The organism is Ahrensia sp. 13_GOM-1096m (assembly GCF_000620605.1).
Taxonomy (GTDB): Bacteria; Pseudomonadota; Alphaproteobacteria; order Rhizobiales; family Rhizobiaceae; genus Ahrensia; species Ahrensia kielensis.
The window spans coordinates 108,248-134,002 of the sequence record NZ_JIAX01000012.1 but is presented as its reverse complement, the minus strand read 5'-3'; the positions used below and the strand labels follow the sequence as shown (position 1 = coordinate 134,002).

28 protein-coding genes are annotated in these 25,755 nt (G+C 48.9%); 13 read left to right on the top strand and 15 right to left on the bottom strand.

Features of this window, described 5'->3' with window-relative positions:
- Nucleotides 1-20 precede the first annotated feature (20 nt).
- The gene (locus N530_RS0109990) at nt 21-419 is read left to right on the top strand and encodes a VOC family protein (protein ID WP_026480592.1); all 399 of its coding nucleotides are present in this window, start codon (nt 21-23) and stop codon (nt 417-419) included.
- Between the two features lie 12 nt (nt 420-431).
- Nucleotides 432-1,142, top strand: a complete 711-nt coding sequence (locus tag N530_RS0109985; protein WP_026480591.1) for a YafY family protein — start codon at nt 432-434, stop codon at nt 1,140-1,142.
- Between the two features lie 57 nt (nt 1,143-1,199).
- On the opposite strand, the gene N530_RS0109980 is transcribed toward N530_RS0109985, so the two are convergent.
- Entirely contained in the window at nt 1,200-1,913 is a 714-nt protein-coding gene (locus N530_RS0109980) for a DUF1013 domain-containing protein (RefSeq protein WP_026480590.1), read from the bottom strand.
- Between the two features lie 211 nt (nt 1,914-2,124).
- On the opposite strand from N530_RS0109980, the gene N530_RS0109975 reads away from it, so the two are divergent.
- Nucleotides 2,125-4,341, top strand: a complete 2,217-nt coding sequence (locus tag N530_RS0109975; protein WP_026480589.1) for an esterase-like activity of phytase family protein — start codon at nt 2,125-2,127, stop codon at nt 4,339-4,341.
- Between the two features lie 53 nt (nt 4,342-4,394).
- Here N530_RS0109975 and N530_RS0109970 read toward each other — a convergent pair whose 3' ends face one another.
- Nucleotides 4,395-5,393, bottom strand: a complete 999-nt coding sequence (locus N530_RS0109970) for an NAD(P)H-quinone oxidoreductase (protein WP_081773936.1) — start codon at nt 5,391-5,393, stop codon at nt 4,395-4,397.
- A gap of 92 nt (nt 5,394-5,485) precedes the next feature.
- On the opposite strand from N530_RS0109970, the gene N530_RS0109965 reads away from it, so the two are divergent.
- Nucleotides 5,486-5,674 (top strand): DUF1192 domain-containing protein, encoded by a 189-nt coding sequence (locus N530_RS0109965; protein ID WP_018689167.1) that lies wholly within the window; start codon nt 5,486-5,488, stop codon nt 5,672-5,674.
- Between the two features lie 370 nt (nt 5,675-6,044).
- Nucleotides 6,045-6,560, top strand: a complete 516-nt coding sequence (locus tag N530_RS0109960) for a DUF1465 family protein (protein WP_026480587.1) — start codon at nt 6,045-6,047, stop codon at nt 6,558-6,560.
- 107 nt (nt 6,561-6,667) lie between these two features.
- Here the strand turns inward: N530_RS0109960 and rpmE are convergent, their stop codons facing one another.
- Nucleotides 6,668-6,889 carry a 50S ribosomal protein L31 gene (gene rpmE, locus N530_RS0109955; RefSeq protein WP_026317374.1) on the bottom strand — a complete coding sequence of 74 codons (222 nt, stop codon included), beginning with the start codon at nt 6,887-6,889 and terminating at the stop codon, nt 6,668-6,670.
- Nucleotides 6,890-7,097: 208 nt separating this feature from the next.
- Here rpmE and N530_RS0109950 point away from each other — a divergent pair, with 208 nt between their 5' ends.
- Nucleotides 7,098-8,888 (top strand): ABC transporter transmembrane domain-containing protein, encoded by a 1,791-nt coding sequence (locus N530_RS0109950; protein ID WP_026480586.1) that lies wholly within the window; start codon nt 7,098-7,100, stop codon nt 8,886-8,888.
- A 94-nt stretch (nt 8,889-8,982) separates the two neighbouring features.
- Here the strand turns inward: N530_RS0109950 and N530_RS0109945 are convergent, their stop codons facing one another.
- The 7 genes from N530_RS0109945 to N530_RS0109915 form a co-directional block, all read right to left on the bottom strand.
- The gene (locus N530_RS0109945) at nt 8,983-10,014 is read right to left on the bottom strand and encodes a peptidoglycan -binding protein (protein WP_026480585.1); all 1,032 of its coding nucleotides are present in this window, start codon (nt 10,012-10,014) and stop codon (nt 8,983-8,985) included.
- Nucleotides 10,015-11,049, bottom strand: a complete 1,035-nt coding sequence (locus N530_RS0109940; RefSeq protein ID WP_026480584.1) for a flagellar motor protein MotA — start codon at nt 11,047-11,049, stop codon at nt 10,015-10,017. It abuts the gene before it with no gap.
- 117 nt (nt 11,050-11,166) lie between these two features.
- Entirely contained in the window at nt 11,167-11,970 is an 804-nt protein-coding gene (locus N530_RS0109935) for an inositol monophosphatase family protein (RefSeq protein WP_026480583.1), read from the bottom strand.
- A gap of 70 nt (nt 11,971-12,040) precedes the next feature.
- Nucleotides 12,041-12,607, bottom strand: coding sequence for an elongation factor P (efp, locus tag N530_RS0109930; RefSeq protein ID WP_026480582.1), 567 nt, complete (start codon nt 12,605-12,607; stop codon nt 12,041-12,043).
- Nucleotides 12,608-12,753: 146 nt separating this feature from the next.
- A complete protein-coding gene (locus N530_RS0109925) occupies nt 12,754-13,737 on the bottom strand; it encodes a tetratricopeptide repeat protein (protein ID WP_026480581.1) in 984 nt (327 codons plus the stop codon).
- Nucleotides 13,737-14,396: a thiamine phosphate synthase gene (locus N530_RS0109920; RefSeq protein ID WP_035266849.1), complete on the bottom strand. Its 660-nt coding sequence runs from the start codon at nt 14,394-14,396 to the stop codon at nt 13,737-13,739. The genes N530_RS0109925 and N530_RS0109920 overlap by 1 nt, the downstream gene beginning before the upstream one ends.
- A gap of 350 nt (nt 14,397-14,746) precedes the next feature.
- Nucleotides 14,747-14,935, bottom strand: coding sequence for a YdcH family protein (locus N530_RS0109915; protein WP_018689156.1), 189 nt, complete (start codon nt 14,933-14,935; stop codon nt 14,747-14,749).
- A gap of 158 nt (nt 14,936-15,093) precedes the next feature.
- On the opposite strand from N530_RS0109915, the gene N530_RS0109910 reads away from it, so the two are divergent.
- The 6 genes from N530_RS0109910 (at nt 15,094) to N530_RS0109885 (ending at nt 19,110) form a co-directional block, all read left to right on the top strand.
- Nucleotides 15,094-15,297: a YdcH family protein gene (locus tag N530_RS0109910; RefSeq protein WP_026480579.1), complete on the top strand. Its 204-nt coding sequence runs from the start codon at nt 15,094-15,096 to the stop codon at nt 15,295-15,297.
- 20 nt (nt 15,298-15,317) lie between these two features.
- Nucleotides 15,318-15,809 carry a 5-(carboxyamino)imidazole ribonucleotide mutase gene (purE, locus tag N530_RS0109905; RefSeq protein WP_026480578.1) on the top strand — a complete coding sequence of 164 codons (492 nt, stop codon included), beginning with the start codon at nt 15,318-15,320 and terminating at the stop codon, nt 15,807-15,809.
- A gap of 3 nt (nt 15,810-15,812) precedes the next feature.
- Nucleotides 15,813-16,898 (top strand): 5-(carboxyamino)imidazole ribonucleotide synthase, encoded by a 1,086-nt coding sequence (locus N530_RS0109900; RefSeq protein WP_026480577.1) that lies wholly within the window; start codon nt 15,813-15,815, stop codon nt 16,896-16,898.
- Between the two features lie 145 nt (nt 16,899-17,043).
- On the top strand, nt 17,044-17,169 hold the full coding sequence (ykgO, locus tag N530_RS0109895; protein ID WP_018689152.1) for a type B 50S ribosomal protein L36: 126 nt from the start codon (nt 17,044-17,046) through the stop codon (nt 17,167-17,169).
- Nucleotides 17,170-17,261: 92 nt separating this feature from the next.
- Nucleotides 17,262-17,945 carry a tetratricopeptide repeat protein gene (locus tag N530_RS0109890; protein WP_026480576.1) on the top strand — a complete coding sequence of 228 codons (684 nt, stop codon included), beginning with the start codon at nt 17,262-17,264 and terminating at the stop codon, nt 17,943-17,945.
- Between the two features lie 70 nt (nt 17,946-18,015).
- A complete protein-coding gene (locus N530_RS0109885) occupies nt 18,016-19,110 on the top strand; it encodes an alpha/beta fold hydrolase (protein ID WP_026480575.1) in 1,095 nt (364 codons plus the stop codon).
- A gap of 31 nt (nt 19,111-19,141) precedes the next feature.
- Here the strand turns inward: N530_RS0109885 and pyk are convergent, their stop codons facing one another.
- Both pyk and N530_RS0109875 read right to left on the bottom strand, forming a co-directional pair.
- Nucleotides 19,142-20,578 (bottom strand): pyruvate kinase, encoded by a 1,437-nt coding sequence (gene pyk, locus N530_RS0109880; RefSeq protein WP_026480574.1) that lies wholly within the window; start codon nt 20,576-20,578, stop codon nt 19,142-19,144.
- Nucleotides 20,579-20,596: 18 nt separating this feature from the next.
- The gene (locus tag N530_RS0109875; RefSeq protein WP_247869190.1) at nt 20,597-21,025 is read right to left on the bottom strand and encodes a DUF1036 domain-containing protein; all 429 of its coding nucleotides are present in this window, start codon (nt 21,023-21,025) and stop codon (nt 20,597-20,599) included.
- A gap of 263 nt (nt 21,026-21,288) precedes the next feature.
- On the opposite strand from N530_RS0109875, the gene N530_RS0109870 reads away from it, so the two are divergent.
- Nucleotides 21,289-21,597, top strand: coding sequence for a DUF1244 domain-containing protein (locus N530_RS0109870; RefSeq protein WP_018689147.1), 309 nt, complete (start codon nt 21,289-21,291; stop codon nt 21,595-21,597).
- Here the strand turns inward: N530_RS0109870 and N530_RS0109865 are convergent.
- The 3 genes from N530_RS0109865 to N530_RS0109855 form a co-directional block, all read right to left on the bottom strand.
- The gene (locus N530_RS0109865; protein ID WP_162150951.1) at nt 21,594-22,826 is read right to left on the bottom strand and encodes a DUF459 domain-containing protein; all 1,233 of its coding nucleotides are present in this window, start codon (nt 22,824-22,826) and stop codon (nt 21,594-21,596) included. The two genes, N530_RS0109870 and N530_RS0109865, sit on opposite strands and share 4 nt — an antisense overlap.
- A gap of 74 nt (nt 22,827-22,900) precedes the next feature.
- The gene (locus N530_RS0109860) at nt 22,901-24,115 is read right to left on the bottom strand and encodes a lytic murein transglycosylase (RefSeq protein WP_026480571.1); all 1,215 of its coding nucleotides are present in this window, start codon (nt 24,113-24,115) and stop codon (nt 22,901-22,903) included.
- A 77-nt stretch (nt 24,116-24,192) separates the two neighbouring features.
- Nucleotides 24,193-25,656 carry an outer membrane beta-barrel protein gene (locus tag N530_RS0109855; RefSeq protein WP_162150950.1) on the bottom strand — a complete coding sequence of 488 codons (1,464 nt, stop codon included), beginning with the start codon at nt 25,654-25,656 and terminating at the stop codon, nt 24,193-24,195.
- Nucleotides 25,657-25,755: the final 99 nt, after the last annotated feature.

Below are 25,755 nucleotides of genomic sequence, written 5' to 3'. Positions count from 1 at the left end.
CAACCAAAAAGGAAATGAACATGAGCGCCCCAACTGACACAAAGAGTAAATCTGGCGAAGCTTGCTGGTTTGAAATCCCATCCACGGATTTAGACCGCAGCCAGAAATTTTATGAAGCTGTTCTCGGCATTAAAATGCTCAAGACAGAGAAAAGCGACGATCAACCAAACGATGTTGTTTGGTTCAAAAGCTTTGATTCAGAAGGCGTATTTGGTCATATTTACCCAGGAAAACCTGCCAAAGAAGGCGAAGGCAACACAATCCATTTAACCAGCGTAGACACATTGGAAGATGCAATGCCGCGCGTTGAAAAAGCTGGCGGCAAAGTCGTCTCACCCATCATCCCAATTCCGGCAGGCCGGTTCGTGTACATCACAGATCCAGACGGTAATTCTATCGGCCTGTTCAATTTGAATTAAGGGAGTACTGACATGCGCCGCGCAGATCGCCTATTTCAAATCGTACAGCACCTGCGCGGTGGCAGGCTTGTCACTGCTGCCAAACTAGCGAACCGATTGGAAGTTTCCGAACGCACAATCTACCGCGATATTGCCGACCTGCAATCAACTGGCGTGCCAATCGATGGCGAGGCAGGCGTTGGCTATATTATGCGCGAAGGTTTTGACCTGCCGCCGCTAATGTTTACGCGCGATGAAGTCGTGGCGCTTGTCGCGGGCGCACGCATGACCAGAGCTTGGGGCGGCGCGGCGATGGCGCGTGCAGCAGAAGAAGCCCTCATTAAAATTGAATCTGTGCTGCCAATAGACCGCCGCAACAATTTGAACGCCGTCGAAATTCATGCGCCGACACACCGTATGAAGCAAAATGATCGCGAGATGATTGACGCGCTGGAAAGAGCCGCCGACAAGCGGCAACGCATCCAAATTATTTATACTGATGCAAATAATCAGGAGACAACCCGTCCCGTGCGCCCTCTTGGGCTTTGGTTTTGGGGTGGCGGCTGGACATTTGTTGGTTGGTGCGAATTGCGCGAGGATTTTCGTATGTTTCGCATCGACAGAATTTCAAAGTTTATCGACACCGGAAGCATATTCAAAGTAGAGCGCGGCAAAACGCTGCGCGACTTTTATAGCAAGATGGAAGCATGCGGCGATATTCCGCCAGATCAAGGAAAGCTTTAGACAACAAAAAAGCCGGGCGTTTATCCACCCGGCTTTTAAATATTCTATACTGACAATTTAGTCTTCTGATGAATCGTCGTCGCTGGATTTTAGCGCGTTCAGTTTTGCAAAAACTGTATCGACATCAATCTCATCTTCTTCTGGCTTCGCAGGTTTGTAGTTGCGAGATTCATCCTCAAGCGCCATGCCTTCGGTTTGTGACGCAGGCAACAATGCATCACCAGCAACTTCAACATCGAGTTCCGCTGGACGGTTTTTAGCAGCTTTGTTGACTTCAAAATCAAGATCGATCTGCGATGAAAGACCAAGAGCAACCGGATCAATCGGCTGAAGGTTTGATGAGTTCCAATGCGTGCGCTCACGAATTTGCTGGATCGTATTCTTGGTTGTACCAACAAGACGAGAAATCTGTGAGTCTTTCAATTCTGGGTGGTTACGAACCAGCCACAAAATTGCATTTGGACGGTCCTGACGTTTTGAAACCGGCGTATAACGCGGGCCTTTTTTCTTGAGCACAGGAACGCGCACTTTCGATTCCTGCATTTTCAAAACGTGGTCAGGATTTTCTTCTGCCCGAGCAATCTCATCACGCGTCAACTGGCCGGTATTGATAGGATCAAGACCTTTAATGCCCTGCGCTGATTCGCCATCGGCAATCGCTTTGACTTCAAGCGGGTGCAACGTACAGAACGTCGCAATCTGATTGAACGTCAGTGCAGTGTTATCGACCAACCATACGGCTGTCGCTTTTGGCATTAGCAAAGTTGCCATGAGATATACCTTTCCTGTTCGTCCGCGCCGGTGCCGCGGGCGTGGTTCAAACCACTAATGTCCGGAATATGCCTTCCGCATATCAAAACCGCGCGCCAAGCGCAACCAATTTACGCATTTGTGGACCGTCATCAAACTGTCATTGGAGTGTCATGCAACATTCACCGATATGCGGCAGAGCCTTGGCAACAATGAGGGCTAGGAGATAAACATGCCAAAACTAGGAAAATTATTAAGCAGCGTTGCCATTATTGCGGTCGCAAGCGCCGCCGCAACAACTGTTAATGCTGAAGAAACGAGCGCAAAAGTTTTTAACCGCATCGCTTCATTTCCGGTAAACACGAATATTCCTGAGAATATGGAACAGACGTCTGAAAGCTCTGCCGAGATTATCGATGTGAGCGAAGACGGCATGATGCTTGTTTATTCCGATAGTCCTCTAGGCGGCATTGGCATGGTTGATATTGCCGACCCTAAAGCGCCAAAGCCAGCAGGTTTTATTGCCACCGATGGCGAGCCAACATCTGTTGCTGTTCAAGGCGGCAACGCACTTGTCGCGGTCAATACATCTGAGAGCTTCACGCAGCCAAGCGGCAAATTATTAAGCATCAATCTTGCCGATCAATCGATCGCGCAAAGCTGCGATCTTGGCGGACAGCCAGATTCAGTTGCCATATCGCCAGATGGTTCTTTGATCGCCGTTGCGATTGAAAACGAGCGCGACGAAGATTTGAACGATGGCGTTATTCCGCAAATGCCAGCGGGTTTCGTTTTGACGTATAAATTGAACAATGGCGCGGTCGATTGCGACAGCAAAGTCATGGCCGATATGACCGGTTTGGCAGAAATTGCACCGACCGATCCTGAACCAGAATTTGTAACCATCAATGACGCCAATGAAGTGGCAGTCACATTGCAGGAGAATAACCATGTGGTGGTATTCAATGGATCTACCGGCGACATCATTTCCCACTTTTCAGCGGGCACTGTCGACCTTGAAAACGTGGACACAAACGAAGAAGGCGCGCTGACTTTCGACGGCACATTAAAAGATGTTCCCCGTGAGCCAGATGCAATGAAATGGCTTGATAATAATCGCCTCGTTATGGCCAATGAAGGCGACTATAAAGGCGGCTCGCGCGGCTTCACAATCATGAGCAAAACGGGCGAAATTCTTTTCGACAGCGGCCTTTCGTTCGAATATGAAGTTGCGATGGCTGGCCATTATCCTGAAAAACGCTCAGGCAATAAGGGTGCAGAACCAGAAGGTTTGGAAGTCGGAACATTTGACGGCCAGCAATATATTTTCATTCTGTCTGAACGCGGATCAATTGTCGGCGCATACAAAGATATGGGCGAAGGCAAAGATCCTGAATTGGCGCAGCTTTTGCCAACGGCGCTTGCACCAGAAGGCGCTGTCGCGATCAAAGGTCGCAATCTTTTGGCCATCGCCAATGAAGCAGATTTAATCGAAGATGGCGGCGTGCGCAGCCATGTCACACTGTATGAATATGCTAAAGGCGAAGCATCCTATCCGATGATTGTGTCGGGCATGGATGATGCAGGCAGACCAATCGGTTGGGGCGCTCTATCAGGCCTAACCGCTGACCTTGAAAAACCTGGCATTTTATACGCAGTCAATGACAGCTTCTATGCGATGCAGCCGACAATTTTCACAATTGATGCCAATCAGAAACCGGCAAAAATTACCAAAGCAACGCGTGTCACGCGCGGTGGTGCAAATGCTCAATTGCTTGATTTAGAAGGCATCACAACAGACGGTGAAGGCGGTTTCTGGCTCGCATCAGAAGGACGCACTGACCGTATGATCCCGCACGGTCTTTACCATGTAAACGCTGATGGCGAGATTAAAGAACAAGTTGCGTTCCCGCCTGAATTGCTGGCTGTGGAAAAGCGTTTTGGCGCAGAAGGCGTGACCAAAATTGGCGACACATTATGGGTGGCTATCCAGCGCGAATGGCAGGACGACAAAGCCGGTTTTGTTAAGTTGGCAGCCTATAACACTGCCGATAAAACATGGGGCGCTGTCAGCTATCCGCTGGATGAAAAAGGCGCTGGCTGGGTTGGCCTTTCTGAGATCACAGCATTTGGCGATCGCGTTTATATCGTCGAGCGTGACAACCAAATCGGCGAAGCTGCTAAACTCAAGAAGCTCTACAGCGTTTCTATTGATCAGCTAAAACCAGCCAAACTTGGCGAAGAACTTCCTGTTATGGAAAAGACATTGGTACGTGACTTCCTGCCCGATCTTAAATCAACAGGCGGTTATGTCGTCGACAAGATTGAAGGTTTTGCAATCGACAAAAATGGCAACGCATTTGCAGTGACCGACAATGACGGCATCGATGATTCCAATGGCGAAACATTGTTCCTTAATTTAGGCCCACTGGAAGTTTCCACAAACTGATTACACCATACCAACTTAAAGGCGGGGCTTATGCTCCGCCTTTTATGATAGGTCTATGTAACGTCCAAAACGATTTTACCGATATGCGATCCTTCTTCCATTCGGTCATGGGCGCGCCACGCTTCTGCCAGCGGGAAAATCATATCCATCACGGGTGCAATCTGGCCGTTTTCAATCAAAGGCCACACATGTTCTTCAAGTTGCTTGGCAAGCAAGGCTTTAACCTCAAGCGGACGAGCACGCAAAGTTGAACCCGTATGGGTCAATCTCTTCATCATCAGTTTTGAGAAGTCGGCTTCTGTTTTAGCACCGCTTAAAAATGCGATTTGAACAATGCGGCCATCCATAGCAGCACAAGAATAGTTGCGGTTGATGTAGCCGCCGCCAACCATGTCCAAAATAACATCGGCACCGCGTCCGTCCGTTACCTGTTTGACGACAGACACAAAATCTTCGTCGCGGTATACAATAACATGATCAGCACCAAGTTTTTTGCATGCTTCTGCTTTTTCAACCGAGCCAACAGTCGTGATGACGATCGCGCCAATCGCTTTGGCCAGTTGGATAGCGGTCGTGCCGATGCCAGAAGTTCCACCATGCACAAGAAAGACCTCACCTTTGCGCAAACCGCCACGCTCAAAAACATTGTGCCAAACGGTAAAGAAGGTTTCAGGCAGAGCAGCGGCCTGCGTCATTGTTAAACCCGCAGGCACAGGCAAAACGCTCCCCTCATCCACGCTGACATATTGAGCATAGCCGCCACCGGCAGTGAGCGCGCAAACCGAATCACCCACACGAAAGCGCGTCACATCATCGCCGACCGCTTCAACAATACCTGCGACCTCTAGGCCCGGAAGATCTGATGCGCCCTTTGGCGGCGGATAAACCCCCATTCGTTGCAACACATCGGGACGGTTCACGCCAGCGGCCCTCACCGCAATCAATATTTCATGGGATGAAGGCTGCGGTTTATCGCGTTTGCAAACACTCAGCGCTTTTGGACCACCCGGCTCAGTGATTTCTACTGCCGTCATCTTTTTTGAATTGGTCATCGCATCTTCCTTTTAGTCACATGCTTATTCGCTTGGCACCGCATTGTGGCGAGTTTAATCTTACGACAGTTTTTATAAGTGAGGATAACATCATGTTTGACGACGAAAACGAACCTAAGAGAAAAAAGCCTTATCAGCTGGGCCAAAAGATTGATGAACTTTCCGTCGGCGATTTGAAAGAACTCATCGGCGATCTAAAAGCAGAAATTACGCGTCTTGAAAATGAAGCAGATGCAAAAAATAAAAGTTTGGGTGCAGCAGAGGCTCTGTTCAAAAGCTGAACGGGCCTAAATAAAAATGATTGCCTGCGCTAACGCCATATTAACCCTTATAAGATATTAACCATTTTGTTCGGATTTATTCGAACTCAATCAAGGCTTTGGCTTTGTTTGACGCCTCCCCTGTATATCTTCAAGAGCCGCTTTTGCGGCTCTCTTTTTTTGCGCTGTTTATTCCTGTTAAAATACAGACATTAAAACGCAAATCCCCTTAAAGCAGCCATTTTCACGCTGAACAGTGCTTATCAGGCATGCGGCCGTTAACCTTGCATTAAGTATGTTGTTGCGCGATCCTGTGGGAATATGGAATGTGGTCGTGCAACACGCGCAGCGAAGCGCTATTGAGCAACTGCAAGTATTCTAAGGGTAGGTAATGAACAACAACGCAGACCATAAGAACACCATCCAATTTTCGAGCCGCAAGGCTGCGTCACCTGCCTTCACAAAGCTTTACTCTGAGGGAATGGCGCTTGTTGAAGAAACTGCCGCCTATTTGGAAACTGAAGGCCGTGAAGAGGCCAAAAAACTTAGCCGCGTTGCCGCAACGCTTTATGCTGCAGAATCAATGCGGTTGACGACGCGCCTGATGCAACTTGCCTCATGGCTGTTATTGCAACGCGCGCTAAATTCAGGCGAAATGTCTGAAGACCAAGTCAGATCCGAGAAGGATAAAATTCGTCTCGACACAAATTCAAGCAATAAAGACGTGACCGCTTGGAATGAACTACCGGAAAAGTTTACTGATTTGGTGCGCCGTTCGCTGAGGCTCCAAGCGCGCGTGCGCACAATGGACGACGGCAAGGATGTGTCCGAATATCCAAGCTACAGCCAAGACAATCCGGTTCTTAATCAGGTGAACCTGCTTAAAACAGCATTCGGGTCTAACTAGACCCGCATTTCGCTTAAAAGCGCGACTATTTAATCGACATCATTAGAACAAACAAAAACCCCGCTGATTGCTCAACGGGGTTTTAATGTCTTTAAAGCTGTAAAAGCTTAGAGGCCAAGACCATCGAAACGCTTCTTGAACTTAGAAACGCGGCCACCACGGTCCAGCATAGACTGGTTACCACCGGTCCAAGCCGGGTGTGATGATGGATCAATATCAAGGTTCATAGTATCGCCTTCAGAACCCCACGTTGAATAAGTCGTGTATTCTGAACCGTCAGTCATGACCACTTTGATCATGTGGTAGTCAGGATGGATATCTGCTTTCATGTCGAAAACTCCAATATTTAATAGTGCTATTGCGGACATTTCGTCGCGCACCCACCAAAGTTTCAAAGGAAAAGCCGCGAACTCAACGCCCACGGCTTTGAAAATTGTTGAGGTGCCTATACATCAGGGATAATTCTGACACAAGACTGTTGGCAGCGATTCATAACAATGAATTTAAATTGTCTATAGAGCAAACAAGCGAGTGACTATGAGTAACGATGTTAAACGCGGCCAACGTGCCAAATCGAAATCTGTTCGCCCTCTTGCTGCTCTACTGCCATATCTGACCCGCTACAAAAAATTGGTCGCTGGTGCGATTATTTCATTGTTCATGGCAGCCATTACCACATTGGCATTGCCGACAGCTGTGCGCCGCGTGATTGATCACGGTTTTAGCGGTGAAGACGCAGCCCTCGTCAACAGCTATTTTACGATGCTGCTTGCCATTGCAATGGTTTTGGCTGCCGCAAGCGCATGTCGCTATTTCTTTGTGATCACGCTTGGCGAGCGCGTTGTTTCTGATGTGCGCCGCGATGTCTTTCAAAATGTGATGACGCTTTCATCCACTTTTTATGACACAGCCCAGTCTGGCGAAATTGTCTCGCGCCTGACCGCGGACACCACACAGATCAAATCCGCCGTTGGTGCAACAGCATCGCTTGCCCTGCGCAATACTATTTTGGGCGTTGGCGCATTGATTATGATGGTTATCACAAGCCCGTCACTGGCCGGTATTGTCGTTGGTGTTATTCCTCTTATCGTGCTGCCGCTTATCGCCTTTGGACGGCGTGTGCGCACCAAGAGCCGAACAGCACAGGACACTTTGGCAAACGCTTCGGCCTATGCATCCGAAGCAATTGGCGCTGTGCGTAGCTTTCAGGCATTTACCAATGAAACCGCGGCCTCAAATCAATATTCAGATGCCGTCGATACAGCTTTTAGAGCCGCACGTTCTGCTATTGGTGCACGGTCCATCCTCACTGCTTTTGCCATTTTCATGGTCTTCTCATCCGTGGTTGCTGTTTTGTGGATTGGTGCAAACCGCGTGCTTTCTGATGAAATGACACCCGGAACCCTTGGCCAGTTTTTGCTTTATGCCATTTTTGCAGCAGGCGCATTGGGCGCATTGTCTGAAATATGGGGCGAAATGCAATTGGCTGCCGGTGCCGCAGAGCGCTTGAGCGAATTGCTAGTTGAACAAAGCGACATCAAAAGCCCAGAAAATCCATTGCCCTTGCCGCAACCTGCGCTTGGCACTGTCGGCTTTGAAAATGTAACCTTTGCCTACCCAACGCGGCCGCAAGATAGAGCACTAAAAGGCCTTTCATTTGACATTAAATCCGGCGAAAGCGTTGCGATTGTTGGTGCGTCGGGCGCAGGTAAAAGCACGCTTTTCGGCCTTTTGATGCGTCAATATGATCCGCAAACAGGCACTGTTAAAATTGATGGCCTTGATGTGCGTGACCTCGATCTAAAACAAGCCCGCGAACACATGGCAATTGTGCCGCAAGATGTGACAATTCTATCAGGAACGGTGGCGGAAAATATCGCCTTTGGTAAACCGAATGCCACAGCAGAAGAAATCAAAGCAGCTGCCATCGCAGCGCAGGCCCAAGGCTTCATTGAAGCCCTGCCTGAGGGATATGACACGCAAGTTGGTGAACGCGGTGTAACGCTCTCTGGCGGCCAAAGACAGCGCCTTGCCATTGCACGCGCTATCCTGCGCGATGCGCCGATTCTCCTGCTGGATGAAGCAACATCAGCGCTGGACGCTGAAAATGAAACGCTTGTTCAAAAGGCATTAGAAAAACTGATGGAAGGACGGACAACTTTGGTTATCGCCCACCGTTTGGCAACAATTCTAAAGGCAGACCGAATTCTTGTCATGGATGATGGGCAAATTGTTGAAACAGGCAATCACGAAACGCTGTCCGCCAAGGAAAATGGGGTTTATGCGCGGCTAGCACAATTGCAGTTTAACGCTGGCAAAGCTGCATGATGAAAAACCGGAGTACTGATATATAATATCGGCATTGACCGGTTGATCGGTTACGGCCTCAAACGTTCAAATAGAATATTGCCTTGTCGCGAACTCATCGCTCGGTGAGTTTTAGCTCAATGCGGCGGTTACGGCTGCGAACGCTATCCGTATCACCCTCAACAAGCGGCTGAAACTCGCCAAACCCAGCCGCCACCAAACGGCGCGGTGTCACGCCTTGCGTAATCAAGAATTTGACCACAGATGTCGCACGCGCCGATGAAAGCTCCCAGTTATCGCGGTAGCGTCCATTGCCCGATAAAGGCACATCATCGGTGTGACCATCAACACGCAGAACCCAATTAATCTCTTCGGGAATTTCGGCCTCTAGCTGCTTGATAGCATCGGCCAGCTTTGCCATTTCTGTGCGGCCTGCATCATTGATTTCAGAGCCGCCTGAAGAGAAAAGCACTTCGGATTGGAAAACAAAACGGTCGCCAACAATGCGAATATTTTCGCGGTCTGACAAAATTTCGCGCAGTCGTCCAAAAAAGTCCGAGCGATAACGGTTAAGCTCCTGCACCCGCTGGGCCAGAGCAACGTTCAAGCGCTTGCCAAGATCGGCAATTTTAGCGTTCGCGGCATCATCACGTTTCTCAGAAATATCAAGCGCACTTTCCAGCGCAGAAATCTGTTTGCGCAAGGCAGAAATTTGCTGATTGAGAAGCTCAACCTGACTAAGCGCACGCTGGCTAATTTGTTTCTCGTCATCCAGCTCTTCTGATAGCAACCCGGCGCGTTCATTGGCTTCTTGCGCTGCACCTGCACCGCCAGCCAATAATTGCTGTAGGCGCGAGCGCTCTGCTTCATTGGTTTGCAAAGAACTTTGAAGGCTGAGCAATTGATCTTCAATATCCTGACGATCAGATCGCTCAAGCGCTAATAAGCTGGTCAATTCATTGATTTGGGCGTTAAGCCGGTTCAGAACAGCGTCTTTTCCGGTAATTTCTTGGCTGAGTAAAAATTGCGCCAGCACAAAAACAGACAGAAGAAACATGATCGCAAGCAGCAATGTGGATAAAGCATCCACAAAGCCTGGCCAATAATCGACCTGAGAGTTACCGCGTCTTCTGCGTGCCAAAGCCATCTATTTGTCCTTTGACAGCTTCTGAATTGCTTGAGATAATTCAGTCAGTGTTTCACGAATTGCTTTTTGCTCTTTGGCTTGCGCATCGGCCCAATCACGCATCATCTGCTGTTCACTGCGCATCGACTTAACCAGCCCCTGTATGCCCTCTGCAAGCGAACCAAGTGCTGCATTCTGGCGTTGGTTACCGCCGCCGCTTTCACTTTGCATTGCAGTCAAACGTTCAGTAATCGCTTTCAAGTTTGAAGTATCGCCGCCTGCAACAGCAAGGGCTGCACCTGAATCGGGGTCCGTGACCGAAGAAAGCCAGTTTTCAAGCTCTATGTAGAAACGGTTTTGTGCGCGCCCCGCTTGCAGATCAAGAAAACCAAGAACCAATGAGCCAGATAGACCAAACAAGGATGAAGAAAACGCTGTGCCCATGCCCTCTAAAGGCGAAGCAAGACCAGCTTTCAGCGCATCCAAAATATCATTGGCATCGCCAGAGCTAGGATCAAGCGACTGAATGGTTGCACCAATCGAACCAATCGTCTGCAACAAGCCCCAAAACGTGCCCAGAAGGCCGAGGAACACGAGCAAGCCAATGAGGTAGCGTGAGGTATCGCGGCTTTCATCAAGGCGCGTACCGATGGAATCCAGAATGGAGCGCATCGAAACTGTGCTGATGGACACAGATTGCTGGCGGCTTAGCAACGAACGCATGGGCGCTAAGAGCACAGGTTCTTTGCGTGCTGCATTCACCGTATCGCCAGATTTGAAAGAATTGACCCAGCCAACCTCACGGAAAAGCCTGACAACTTGAAGAAATGCGAGAACCACACCAACGAAAAGAACGCCAAGAATAAGGCCGTTCAAGCCGGGATTGGTAACAAAGGCTGTCGATATTTGGCGATATAATATGGCAGCTAAAAAGCCAACAATAACGAGAAATATCACCATCGACAGCAGGAATACCTGCGGATTTGAAAGCCTATACGGATCGAATTTACGGCGCGTATCTATCGCCGCCTGATCGTCAGGACCATTGATCGCCATCGATCATCGTCTCCCACTCTTAGAGGTGCCGAAGCACCTGCACCAAATTCACAAACCAACCATAGTAGAAACTATGGCTAAATTGAAAGCGTCAATGGCAAGAGAAGGCGATAATTACTATTTTGCTGTTTTGAGCGGTTTGCGAACAGTTTCACCAAGCTGCTTGTGAATATATTCATTGCCTGCAAGAATATTGCCTGCATCCAGCATCGTTTGCCCGCCATTGACGTCAGAGACGAAACCACCGGCTTCACGCACCAGAATAATACCTGCAGCAACATCCCAAGCACTTAAATGGTTTTCCCAATAGCCATCATAACGGCCAGCGGCAACATAAGCCAAATCAAGTGAAGCTGCGCCGCCGCGCCGCACGCCAACACAATTGTTCATAACATTGCGTAGCTCAATCAAGAATTTTCCGTGATCGCCGCGTCCAAGATGCGGCAAGCCACAAGCAACAACGCAATCTGTTAGTTCACGTCGTGCGGCAACGCGAAGACGGCGGTCATTCAAAAATGCCCCGCCCCCACGTTCAGCGGTATACATTTCGTCAGTAACTGGATTGTAGATAAGGCCAGCTGTAATAACCCCGTGCCGCTCTAGCGCAATGGAAATGGCAAAATGCGGAATACCATGCAAAAAGTTAGTGGTGCCATCAAGCGGGTCAATGATCCAGCGGCTTTGAGGATCGGTGCCTTCTTTAACACCGCCCTCTTCCATAAGAAAACCAAATGCAGGACGAGCTTTTTCTAATTCTTCAAAAAGAATTTTCTCAGCGCGTGTATCCGCCTGACTAACAAAATCGCCCGGTCCCTTCACGGACACTTGCAAATTTTGCACTTCGCCGAAGTCGCGTGATAGTCCGCGGCCAGCTTTCACAGCGGCCTGGACCATTACATTCATCAGGGCAGAACGAGCCATTTTATATTCCTAAAACGTTTTTAAGTAAGTGGACACCGAGTAACCGGCATAAAGATATCAGCAGGCAAGCTTAACTTTCAGCACGCTTTACATAAGTAACATCCGTCGTATCCACGATAATTCTTTCGCCAGCAGTGATAAATGGCGGCACCATAACACGCACACCATTTTCCAACACTGCAGGCTTATATGATGAAGACACTGTCTGGCCTTTAACAACAGGATCAGCTTCGGTGATTTCAAGCGTCACTTGGCCCGGCAATTGAATACCAATTGGCTTTTCTTCGTGGCTTTCAACCGTAACAATCATGCCGTCTTGCAAAAATGCTGCGCGGTCACCAACGAAATCACGTTGAAGTTCAAGCTGCTCATAGGTTTCAGAATCCATGAAAACCAATGCGCCGTCTTGTTCATAAAGAAACTGGTAGTCCTGTTGCTCAAGGCGAACTTTTTCAACTGTTTCACTAGAGCGGAAACGTTCATTGAGTTTTGAGCCATCAATCAGGTTTTTCAATTCAACCTGATTGAACGCGCCGCCCTTGCCCGGTTTCACCGCATTGGTTTTAACCGCGACCCACAGGCTTTTATTGTGCTCAATAACATTGCCCGGCTTAATTTCGTTGCCGTTAATCTTCATAGCTCATCTCGTTTATGATTAGCAGAGTGACGCTGCGCACTCTTACGTTAAATTGGTCAATGGTGCTTCAGCACATCATTTTGCGGTTCATGACCATAAAAGCCGCAAATATGCAAGATGGGCACGCATTTTTGAGTTGCCTGAATTTATCGCAAACGGTTCGCCCGTTCGATAGAAGCCTGCTGAACCTCGCCCGATATGCCTTCCCAAAAATCATCCAACACTCGGTCGCGCATGCCAGCGCGGCGCGCAAGAACATACCATGCTGCTGCTTCTTTTGAATCAGCCTCAACACCAATGCCGGCCCAATATAGTTTCGCCAACGCAACCTGCGCGGCGACATTTCCGGTCACAGCAGCACGTTTTATCCAGCCAAAACCAGCTTTTAAGTCCCGTTCACCGCCAACCCCGCTGAGCAGCATGTTACCCAGTTCTAATTGTGCAGAATCGAAATTGTGAACGGCTGCGCGTGCCAACCATTTGCGTGCTTCGGTAAGATCGACCTGCACATCACCCGTTCCAGCGGTGTAATATTGAGCAACCGCATATTGTGCATCGGGCACATTGCGCTCTGCAGCACGGCGATAATATTTAAACGCATCAACCTGCCCCTTAAAGCCAGGGCTGTGCGCAATAATAAGCTGGGCATAATTGAATTGCGCCATCGCATTGCCAGCATCAGCCGCAGCTTTCATCAAGCGCACCGCTTCTTCGCGCGGTACTGAATCTGCATCGCCGCGTTCCAACAATAAAAGAGCATATTGAAATTGCGCTTCGGGCACACCTTGAGCCGCCGCTTTTTCATACCACTCTCCAGCCAATTCTGGATCACGCGGAATACCAAGGCCGCGCGAATAAATCTCCGCAAGAAGTGTCTGTGCGGCAGCATCGCCTTTTTCAGCGCGCGGAAGCGCAAGATTGCGCGCTGTTATATAATATCCGCGCTGAAAAGCGCCGTAGGCTTCATCCGCAGGTTTTTCACCAAACCGCGATAACGCCGGTTCATTGCCCTTAGGATTCTCAACGCCCACAGGTGCAGGTTCAAAAGGGTTTTCGGCAGCAAAAGATGGCTGCGCGACAAGGCACAAAGCCACAAGATACAAACGAACCTTTGGAACCAATTTGATCATTAATCCTCACCGTCAGCAAAAACAAATGTCTGTAAAACTTCATTCGCTTGCGCACATGCAGCCTTGGCATCAATGCCATCGCCAAGAATGGCTGACGAAAGCGCAACGAAATCCGCACCTGTTTGCGCAGCCATTTCAAGCGACGCCAAATCATTGCCGCCCATAAGAATACACGGCACTTCAACAACCGAAGACCACCATGTCGCCAATTCCAGATTGCGCTTATGCGGTTCGCTATGTGTATCCTGCCCAAATCGGCCAAAGAAAACATAATCGGGATTTTCTTCACCCATCATCAAAGCGGCATGCTTGGTTTCAGCACCACCCGAACCAACAATCCACTTATGGCCAAACTCCTTAAGCGCTGTGCGCACCTCTGAATATCCGCCAAGAACATGCGTACCATCCACTTCGCAGCGGCCCGCAATGCGCGTGTCACCAGCAGAAACAACAGCAACACCTTCCGCTTGGCCATCGCGCACGATCGCGCTGAGCAAATTTTGGTAGCGGTCTTCATCAAGCTCATATTGAGGCACGATAATTGAAGCGACATCACCGCCCGATAAAGCTGCCTGAATTTGTGTAATTAATACATCATCGCCAATATCTGACGGTGTAATTAACACCAGACGTGGGCGGTTTTCGATGCTGTCTGTCATAGTCAATCTCACAATTTGTTACGCAATATTTTGCAGGTCAATCTCGACCGCAATGCGGCGCGATGACGTTTTGCTCAAATTTAGAGCTTTGGCAACGTTAGAATGATGGACTGTAACCACTGGCACGGCCAATCAGCTTCATTTTATGGATGAATTAAGCCGCCACGGTGTGGTTTGGGGTGATATTTGAAGGATTGGCGATTTATGCCCAGCGGGTTCAGCGCACAAAGCTTACATTCAGCTTGATCTATAAATCTAAAGAGAAACAGCCGCATATATGAAATCATTGATCTTAGATATATGCAGCTGCACGTTATATGTGACCTAGTTCGGTCTACATGTTTTAGGAATTAGTGTTTCGTTTCATCCATTTGTGATGATTTTAGTTTTTCGATTTGCTCTTTCAAATGGAGTTTTTTCACTTTCAGTGCACTGACCCGCGTTTGGTCCGGTAAAGGACTCGCGCTAATGTCTGCAATCTCCGCTTCCAATGCCCCGTGTTTACGCTGCAATGAATCAAGATGGCCTGATATAGACATATAAATACCTCCAATTGTGACGTTGATAACACTAAAATGTTGTCAGATAATCCGCACTTTGTCGAACCCTTCTTAGTAGGATTTTCTATTCTCTAATTCTATGATAAAGGAGCACTTAACAGTTACTGAATCACAGCAAGCCAAGCAGGAAAACAACCATGTCATATCAGGAAGAAGCTGAGCTGCGCTTGTCTCATGCACGTCTCAAAACAGAACACTCTGACTTTGATGCTGCTATTACCGCCATGGTGGCTGCAGGCTGTAATCCACTACAAATCCAACGCATGAAGAAGAAAAAACTTGCCATAAAGGACAAGCTTACGCAGTTGGAAGATCAAATCCTGCCAGATATTATCGCTTAAAGCCAGAAAGACCGCCTCTTATGACTGAACACAAAGTCGCGATCATTATGGGTAGCCAATCTGATTGGCCAACCATGGAACATGCCGCCAATATGTTGGACGATTTGGATGTTGCTTATGAAGCACGCATCATTTCGGCCCACCGCACGCCTGAGCGCATGTATGAATTCGCCAAAACAGCCAAAGAAGAAGGTTTTTCGGTTATTATTGCGGGTGCAGGCGGCGCGGCGCATTTGCCGGGCATGACAGCTGCGCTCACACCTCTTCCTGTTTTTGGTGTTCCTATTCAAAGTAAAGCGCTATCGGGCCAAGATTCGCTTCTCTCCATCGTTCAAATGCCGGCCGGCATTCCGGTTGGAACACTGGCAATCGGCAAAGCTGGCGCTATTAATGCAGCATTATTAGCAACCGCCGTTCTTGCGATCACCGATGATGAATTGGCTGACCGCCTCAACGATTGGCGCGCCGCAAATACTGCCCGTGTTGCACAATATCCATCAAACGAAAGCTAGATCATGACAAAGCCCCTCCCCGCCGGTTCAACAATCGGTATTATTGGCGGCGGTCAATTGGCACGTATGCTGGCGCTATCAGCAGCACGCCTTGGATTTAAGACAGTTGTGCTCGAGCCGCAGCAAGATTGCCCCGCTTCACAGGTAACAAACACCCATATCCAAGCTGCTTATGATGATGCAGATGGTTTGGCACGTCTTGCTGAAATGAGCGACGTAGTCACTTATGAGTTTGAAAATATCGATGTTGCCGCTGTCGAAGCCCTTGCGAAAAACATTGCGGTTTATCCAGCCGCACGCGCATTACGCATTTCTCAAGACCGTTTGGTTGAAAAAGAATTTCTAAAACAATCAGGTCTTAAAACAGCACCTTATCGTGACATTGAAAACGCAGAAGCGCTCGAAGCAGCACTGTTAGAGTTTGGTGGACGTGGTATCTTAAAAACCCGCCGTTTCGGCTATGATGGCAAAGGTCAAATCCGCTTTTCAGGTGAGAAAAGTGACTTATCTGCTGCCCAAGCGATCGAAGACTTTAAAGGCGCACCGGCGATCCTTGAAGGTTTTGTTGATTTTACCTGCGAAATTTCTGTTATCGCGAGCCGTGGTCGCGATGGTAGCGTGACGTGTTTTGAACCGGCAGAAAATATCCACAAGAATGGCATTCTGTTTTCGTCCACCGTTCCCGCCTCTGTATCTCAAGCCACAAAGAATGAGGCAATCGGTGAAGCAACGCGCCTGATAAACGCGCTCGATTATGTCGGCACGCTGGGACTAGAATTCTTCGTCATGGCCGATGGCAGCTTGATTGCGAACGAATTTGCACCGCGCGTGCATAATTCCGGCCATTGGACAGAAGCTGCCTGTAGCGTTTCCCAATTTGAGCAACATATTCGCTGCTGTATCGGCTGGCCGCTGGCAAAACAGCACCGCCATAGCGATTGCGTCATGGAAAATTTACTTGGCAACGACATTGAAAAATTGATCACATTGGCCAACGAATCGAACGTTGTTTTGCACAATTATGGCAAGGCTGAAGCACGTGAAGGCCGCAAAATGGGTCATTTCACACGGCTGCTGACTCATAAATAGCGGTAAATTCAGCTATATTTTCAGCGATACCGGTTGACATGTGCCATCAAATATATGTATCCACCAGCAACTTAATTCTGCGCGCCAATGGCGCGTTTTTGTTTGGCTTGACCCAAGTCAACTAAACCAAGACAGAGCAAAGAAAATGAAAATTACAAATTCGCTCAAAGCGTTAAAAGGCCGTGACCGCAACAACCGTTTGGTTCGTCGTAAAGGTCGCGTTTACATCATCAACAAGCAAAACCCGCGCTTTAAAGCACGCCAGGGCTAATTTGTTATTTTAATTGCCGCAAAGTACCAACTTTTGCGGCGATCACAAATATTTGCATTTGACGAAGCGCATCTAAACCATAGATTGGTTTTATGCGCTTTTTTGCTTTGCCATTTTCGATTTGCTTTTTATCACTGGTTTCAATCACCGGTAGCCCTGCCTATGCGCAGGAACGTGATGATGAGCTCACCCTGCCATTTGATGAACCGTTAGAATCGGTTCAGCCACCCGATGATTCGATCATACCGCAGGTCGACGATGTTCCCCTTGCTAGCGAAGCGGTAAAATCAGAGCGCGAAAAGCGCATAGATGATTTTTTTACCCAATTGAAAAAGACGCGTTCACCGGGCGCAGCAAATCGCTTGGCCAGCAATATTTGGTCCGAATGGTTTCGCTCTGGAAGCGCCAGCATTGATCTTCTGATGCACTGGTCAGATGAGGCAACCAAGCGCAAGGATTTCAACATTGCGCTCGACCTCCTTGACCAAGTCATAACGCGCCAGCCCGATTATGCAGAAGGCTGGAACAGGCGCGCAACGCTGCACTATGCGATGTCAAACTACAATAAATCGATGGCTGACATTCAAAAAGTGCTTGCGTTAGAGCCGCGCCATTTCGGTGCCCTGTCAGGCATGGCTAATATTCTTGAGCAATCAGGCAACAAACAAGCCGCGCTTGATGCTTGGCAGCGTGTACTTGACGTATATCCAGCCATGCGCCCTGGCCAAAATGCCGTTATCCGCCTTTATGATGAACTGAGCGGCGATCCAGCTTAACCTGATAAAAGAAACTATTTGGCCGTACCAAGCGTAACCACTGCGCCCATACATAAAATAAGTGACTGATATGAATATTATATACGCCCTCGCATTCTTCCTTGCGGCGCTTTTGTTTTTGCTCGCAGGCATAACGCGGTTAGGCGTTTGGCAGATCGAACGCGCTAACCCGCCCATCGGTAGGTTCAAAACCGTCAACAACACGAAGCTGCATTATATTCACATCAAAAACGATAGTGATGCAGATCTGCCGCCTATTGTGTTTCTCCACGGCGCCAGCGGCAATTTACGCGACCAAATGTCGATCTATGGCGAAGCTCTTAAAGGCCGCGCCGAGATGCTCTTTATAGATCGCCCCGGCCACGGCTACTCAAAGCGTGGCCCCTCAACCAATGACCGCCCTGACGGACAAGCTGCCACCATTGCAGCATTGCTCGATAGCCTTGGCATTGAAAAGGCGATAATCGCCGGTCATTCTTTTGGCAGCATTGTCACGCTCAGCTTTGCGCTTAATCATCCAGACAAGACGATTGGCACATTGTTGATGTCACCTGTCAGCCATCCATGGCCAGGCGGCGTAAGCTGGTATTACAATTTAACAGCAATGCCGATCATCGGACATATATTTAGCGAAACATTGGCCCTGCCTGCCGGACGACGCCAATTGGCAGGCGGCACGGCCTGTGTGTTTGCGCCAAACGAGCCAACGCCAGATTACACAAACAAAACTGCCGTGCGGCTGGTTTTACGGCCCTATCATTTCCGCAATAACGCGGCCGATGTCGCAAGCCTTTATGATTATGTCAGCGAAGTTTCACCGCGCTACAAAGAGATTAAAACGCCGTCTATCATTGTCACAGGGAACAGAGATGCAATCGTATTACCAGAAATCCATTCACGCGGACTGGATGCTGACATTGAAAATTCAACATTGGTTTGGATTAAAAATGTCGGCCACAAATCAGATTACATAGCCTCTGACATCATGGTCGCTGCATTGGAAAACTTGGCTGGTGCATCAAACGACCTATTTGCCATGCGCGATGCACTGGAGGTCAAAGTTGCCAATGATGCATTCGGCCCTGTCGAAAATTGCCTCGACAATGAAGAGTTCCGTGACAAAGTCCGTATGGAACTCGAACAAAAAACGGTCACAGACAGTTAGTCTGTGACCGTTATTATATTAAATCTTCGAATTAAATACCGGACAATCCATCAGACCCGATATAGGCAATGCGAAGCATATTGGTTGAACCCGGTGTACCAAGCGGCACGCCTGCAGAAATGATAATGCGGTCACCCGGTTTGGCGAATTCCTCATCATAAGCAATGCGGCATGCCAGATCGACCATATCATCCAAGTCGGTCGCGTCCCGTGTCACCACACAATAAAGACCCCAAGTCAAAGCAAGGCGGCGTGCAGTCTCAACGACTGGCGATAGCGCAATGATTGGCACCGCTGGGCGTTCACGCGCAGCGCGAAGTCCAGTCGTACCCGATGAGGTGAAACAAAGGATTGCACTCAAATCAAGCGTTTCAGCAATTTGGCGAGATGCAGCAGAAATCGCATCAGAACCGGTTGCCTCTGGTGCAGCGCGTTGGCCGTTTAGAATACCTGGATAAGTCGGGTCTTTTTCAACTTTTGAAGCGATTTGCGACATCATCGTCACAGCTTCAACAGGATAATCGCCAGCTGCAGATTCAGCAGAAAGCATCACAGCATCGGCGCCTTCAAAAACAGCCGTTGCAACATCAGACACTTCGGCACGTGTTGGCACTGGCGCAGAAATCATTGATTCCAGCATCTGCGTTGCAACAACAACAGGCTTGCCTGCGGCACGGGCTTTACGTGTGATCTGTTTTTGAATGCCCGGAACAGCTTCCAACGGCAATTCAACACCAAGGTCGCCGCGTGCCACCATAACAGCATCAGAAAGCTCGATGATCTCATCAATGCGTTCAACAGCTTGCGGCTTTTCGATTTTAGAAAGAAGGCCCACGCGGCCTTTAGAAATTTTGCGAACTTCTGCCAGATCTTCAGGGCGCTGAATGAACGATAGCGCAACCCAGTCAACAGGCTCTTTAAGCACCGCTTCAAGGTCGGCATGATCTTTTTCAGTCAACGCGCCTGTTGCAAGTGTCGTATCAGGAAGGCTGACACCTTTTTTGTTTGATATTTTTGTGCCGGACACAACCTTACAAGTGATGGATTTTCCATCTGAACTTTCCGCAATAAGGCTCAAGCGGCCATCATCAACCAACAGACGGTGACCAGGCTGCACAGCTTCCAAAATTTCAGGGTGCGGCAGGTGAACGCGGGTATTATCGCCTTCAGCTGGATTATTATCCATTGTGAATATTTGGCCCGGCTTAAGTTCTACCGATCCGTCTTTGAACATGCCAACACGCAATTTAGGGCCCTGCAAGTCTGCAAGGATAGCAATTGGCCGTTTAACTTTTTTCTCTACATTCCGAATCTTCTGAACCAGATCCCGCATCATATCATGGCTGGAGTGGCTCATATTGATGCGGAAAACGTCCGCACCTGCCGTGTAAAGCTTCTCGATCATCTCTTCGGTATTCGAAGCAGGCCCGAGAGTGGCAAGAATTTTGACTTTGCGACCGCGTTTCAATGGGATTCCCCTTAAAGGTTATTGTGTGTTTGTATTCGTGTCGCTGGATTGCGCTTCATCAATAAGCTGCACCATCCAGCTTTGCTGATTACCGGTATCATATTCGCGAAAACCGGATTTTTGAAAACCACGCGCATAACAATCGTTCACGCCAGTTATTTTAAATTCTCGTTCGGCAACGCACATATTAACTGGACCATCCCAGCGTCCACCGCGCAAAGCATCTTCCGCATAAAGGTAATAATAGCGTGACGCGAGCGGCCCCTCAATCAGGGTTTTGCATTTTGTAGGTTCCACATGCCACCAGCCTTCAGTAATCCAGCCGGTTCGCGCTCTGTAGCCGATAGAGACACCGACCAGCTCTTGCGTTGCATTACAAACGCGAAAATCTGCATGAGCAGAAGTCGTTGCACCGACGGTAAACCCAACGGTTAAACCAGCCAGCACCACAGAAGTGGCCAGTGCATTGCGTATTAAACTATGGAATCGTCCAAACAAGTCGTACATTACCCAATTTATACCGACAAAATTTCAAAATTCTACCGGTTCGACATCGTATTTGTTTTTGGCATGGCTGTGTGACAAGTCAATGCAATTTTAGCAATTCAGTGCCTTCGCTCACTGAATTCCCACTTTAGAATCTTAGCATCACCTTGAATGAGTACCCAAAGACGTCGATATAGTACGCAGCAAGCAAAAAGGCATTGATTATGGCTGACCTATCAAAAGAGCAACAAACCGAACTTGAAGCAGCAGCTTTTCGTCGTTTAACGTCCCATCTGCGCACCCGCACAGATGTGCAAAATATCGATATGATGAACCTTGCGGGATTTTGCCGTAACTGCCTATCCAATTGGTATAAGGATGCGGCCGAAGAGCAAGGCATCGAACTGGGCAAGATGGAAGCGCGTGAGATTGTTTACGGAATGCCTTACGATGAATGGCGCGGTAAATATCAAACAGAAGCAACGGCAGAGCAAAAAACGGCCTTTTCACAAAGCGCGCCAAAGCACGATTAACCGTCGTCGCTCCATTTAAAATCATCAACGCGGCCTGGCTGTGAAGGCGGTGGCACGCCGTCTTCAATCAATCTCTGGCGCACCGATTTGGCAATCAATGGGTTGTCCACAACAGGCTCGCGAATCTGCAAAACGTCCCCAAGCAAAATGCTCCCCCCATCAAAATCAGGGTCATCCATAGAAATCGGATTGGTGCGCTCTAAATCTGCCTCATTTTGCAAAGGCGGCAGCGTCAACATGGGCACATTGTCTGTTGCAAGCGAGGTCAAAAGCGGGGACGCAGCATCGCCAAGCAATTGCTTGAGCTGGCGCTCGACATAAAATGCCATTTTGCGTTTGCCTGCCGCAGTAAAATTAATGCCATCGCTGGCGCGCAGTCTTACTTGCTGGCCTTTGATGTCTGAACCAGTTGCAATGAAGTTTCCTGCTTCATCAACAAAGCCATCCCAAATATCAACGAAATACCCGCCAGCTGCTTCAACAGCTTTACGGTATATTTCATTAAACAACAAAATATCAGCAGACATCGCCCGAAACCTGAAAGGCGGGCTACCGACCCACATAACGGGCGTATTGGTTGCACGAATTGTACCAATTAAAGAGTTCACACGCGAAACATATTCAGCTTCCCACTCAGGCAAACCAACCTTCACAGACTTATTATCAATGCGCATGATTTGCCGGTCATTCGAGCCAAGCATAACAATAACGATTACCGGTTTTATTTCCTCAATAATGGCCGGTATCTCTTGGGGCCAATTGTAAAAGTCGTCGCGCACAAGGCCAGATGAGCCATTGGTACGTGTTTCAACAACGACATTGGCAACGCCTTCAAAAGCATCTTTCAGGCCATCACTCATACCATCAGCCGTGAAATCGCCGATCACCAGAACGCGGCGCGCATTTTCAGCCTTTTCAACTTGCGGCGTCGATACCGCACTCGCACTCGCAGTTGCTTTTTGTGCGCTGCTGCGCACTGCTTTTTTCTGACGCGGCACGGCGGCTTTGCGTGGCGCAGCTTTTCTTTTGCTTGCCTTGGGAGCCGTTTGAATACGCTTATCTGGCTTATCGCGCCGCTTAAACAATAGGTCTAAAAGCGTTTTCGGGCGCTCTTGCGCCTGTGCTGGCTGAACAAAACTGATCGCAACAAATGCAGGCACAGGAGCAACTGCCTGCGCAACCGGCATCAATGCCACTGCGCAAACAAGCACACACAATAATTTTGCCATATGCCGTATGCTCAACGCTAACGACTTCATCAATTGAACCAATGAACCAGCACTCGCTAAGTTAGATAACGCCGCTATTTGCGACGTAATGCACTTAGCACTTCCAATGATGGATATCCATCCTGCGCCAATCCATAACGCGATTGAAACGCTTTAATCGCTGTACGGGTTTGCGGCCCAGGCTTGCCATCAATCGCACCGTCATAAAAACCGCTGCGCTGCAGTCTTTTTTGCAGTTCTTCAGCCTCAGCAACTGAAATACGCGTATAAGGCCGCTTCCAATCTTTGCTAGGCTCGCCAAAACCGGCAATTTGATCGGCCAAAAGCCCAACGCCCAGCGCATATTTATCCGCATTGTTGTAGCGCTTGATGACGAAGAAATTCTTTGTCATCAAAAAGGCTGGCCCATCGCGTCCTTGCAAAACTTTGAGTTCGGCATTGCGTGAAGGCGCAGGAAACCCCTTACCGTTTGGACGTCGAAGACCCATTTGTTCCCATTGAGAAAGGCTAACCGAACCGCCCGGAAACTTGCGTCCTGAAGGAAGGGACACTTCATATCCCCATGTCTCACCGGACTGCCAACCGTTTTTACGAAGCAAGTTCGCCGCTGTATAAAGAGCATCAGGAATCGAGTTCCAGATATCTTTGCGGCCATCACCATCGCCATCCATTGAAAAAGCTTGATAGCTGGTTGGAATAAACTGGGTATGCCCCATCGCACCCGCCCATGATCCGGTCAGGCCATTGAGTGAAACATCGCCATTTTGCACAATCTTCAATGCGCTAATAAGCTGTGAGCGTGCAAATTTCGCGCGTCTGCGGTCCGCATAACCAAGCGTTGCCAATGCACGGGGCACATAATGCAAACGCTCTGGGTCTTTAAGGGCCTCGCCATAGCTGGATTCCATCGACCAGATCGCCAGCACAATATAACGGCTAACGCCCATGCGGCTTTCGATTTGATCGAGCAAACGCTTATATTTACGCGCCATCTCTTGGCCAGTAGCAACGGTGCGCTCATTCACGCGGCTATCAATATATTGCCACGCTTCGTCTTTAAACTCTGGCTGAAAGCGCGCTTTGCGTAAAACTTCCTCATCGGGCGTTTTCACATTCGCAAAGGCGCGATCATAGATCTTTGTTGATACACCATTTTTAGCAGCGACACCGCGAAAATCACGTATCCACTGCTGAAAGCCTGCATCCGCAAAGGCAGGAGTTGAAACCATAGTGCCGGCGCTAATGAGTGTCGCGGCTGCACCGATCATCAAATTACGGCGATTTAACATTTTCTTGCTCCTGGATATATCAAACATATATCTCAACTCGATTTTACGCACATTAGTGGACAAATTTTGGCAGCGCGTTATCGCTGCAATCTCAAACCAACAAAACCACTGGTCGTGTTACCGCGTGCCGTGGCATCTGAACTGAATGTCTCTTCATGGCGCACACGGCCCGTAAGAGCGACATAACGGTTCAGATTATAGACCAACCCAACTTGGCCGCTCAGTGTATTCTCGTCGGCCTGCGCACCCGTAAAGGTTTCATAACTTGCACCCAATGCGGCTGTTGCAGTCAAATTAGATAAAATACGGTGCTGTAGGCCAAGCTCAGTTGCATAGAGTATTGACCCTGCAACATTTTGATCGCCGCTTGTCTTATATGATGTGTTGGTCGCCCAAGTTACATCTGTGCCGCGAAGCGGAGACCAAGTAAATTTTGTGCCAACGGTTGCACCGGCAATGGCATCAAAGCGCGGATCAGCAAGCTTTTCCAAACCATAACCAACCGAGACTTCACCTTGGAGCTTTTCGCCCATATCAACTTCAGCGCCAACACGTAAACCGTAACGCACGGCATTGCGGTCAACACCAGCGCTATCAAGGTCTTCATCCATAATTCTTTGCCCGTAATTAACCTCGGCAAATGGTGATATAATCCCAGACAGCGCATAACCGCCGCGCAACTTAATATCATAATTGGTCGCATTAAGGTCAGACTGCGAGATCGTTCTGCCGTCGCTCAAACGCGCAGCACTATATTCCAAACGCTGTATCGCAGCAGTCAATGCAGCGGTCACACCGCCAAAATCATGCGCTAAAGCAGCTGAGCCGCCATATGCCGTGGTCTGCGGATCGTTAACACCAACAACTCCTGGAAAAAGCACAGGATCTGTCGCCGTGAAGTATCCAGCAGACTGCGGATCATCGCGTGATACGTTAATTTGTCCGCCAAGCGTCAATGTCGTTGAATTCGTCAGATCAAGACGCAAACTACCATTGGCATCATAAACGGGGTCCTGTTCCTCGCCTGTGAGCTGCTTGGGAAACGATCCACCCATATTCAGCTGTAGCGCGTGGCGGCTCCAATCAGAATTAATAAGCATCCGAAGCGAGCTTTCAACCGAACTCTGATTGCTTGTCGACGTGCCAATGGTGCCGCCCGCATCAAAGCTGGAAACCGTTCTAGTCGCCGAATAACCGATTTCAACAGAAGGGCGGAATGTGAAATTCCCAAGCCGTATGCCCTGCGCGGCATAAGGATCGTCTTCATCAATCATTGTGCCTTGATCGACACCGCCAACAGCCGCAATGCGCCCAGTTGTATCAACCGGTTCAGCAAGCACATCTTCAGCACTTTCATCATCTTCAATTAGCGTACCGATGTCATCGGCATCGCCAATGACCAGCGCATCTTCCTCGGCTTCAATTTCTTGAGCGACAGCTGGAATCATCGCCGTTGAACACAGCATACAGAGCAACAGAGCACGCAAGGCATTGCGCCCGCGCATTCCATAACCGATATTTTCACTGTATTTCGCAGACATGATGACGTGCACAACCTCGCTTTGCTTAATTAGAAGTAAACAAGAGCGGTTAATGAACTGTTGATAAAGGTGCCAATCGGCACCAATTTTACGTAAAAT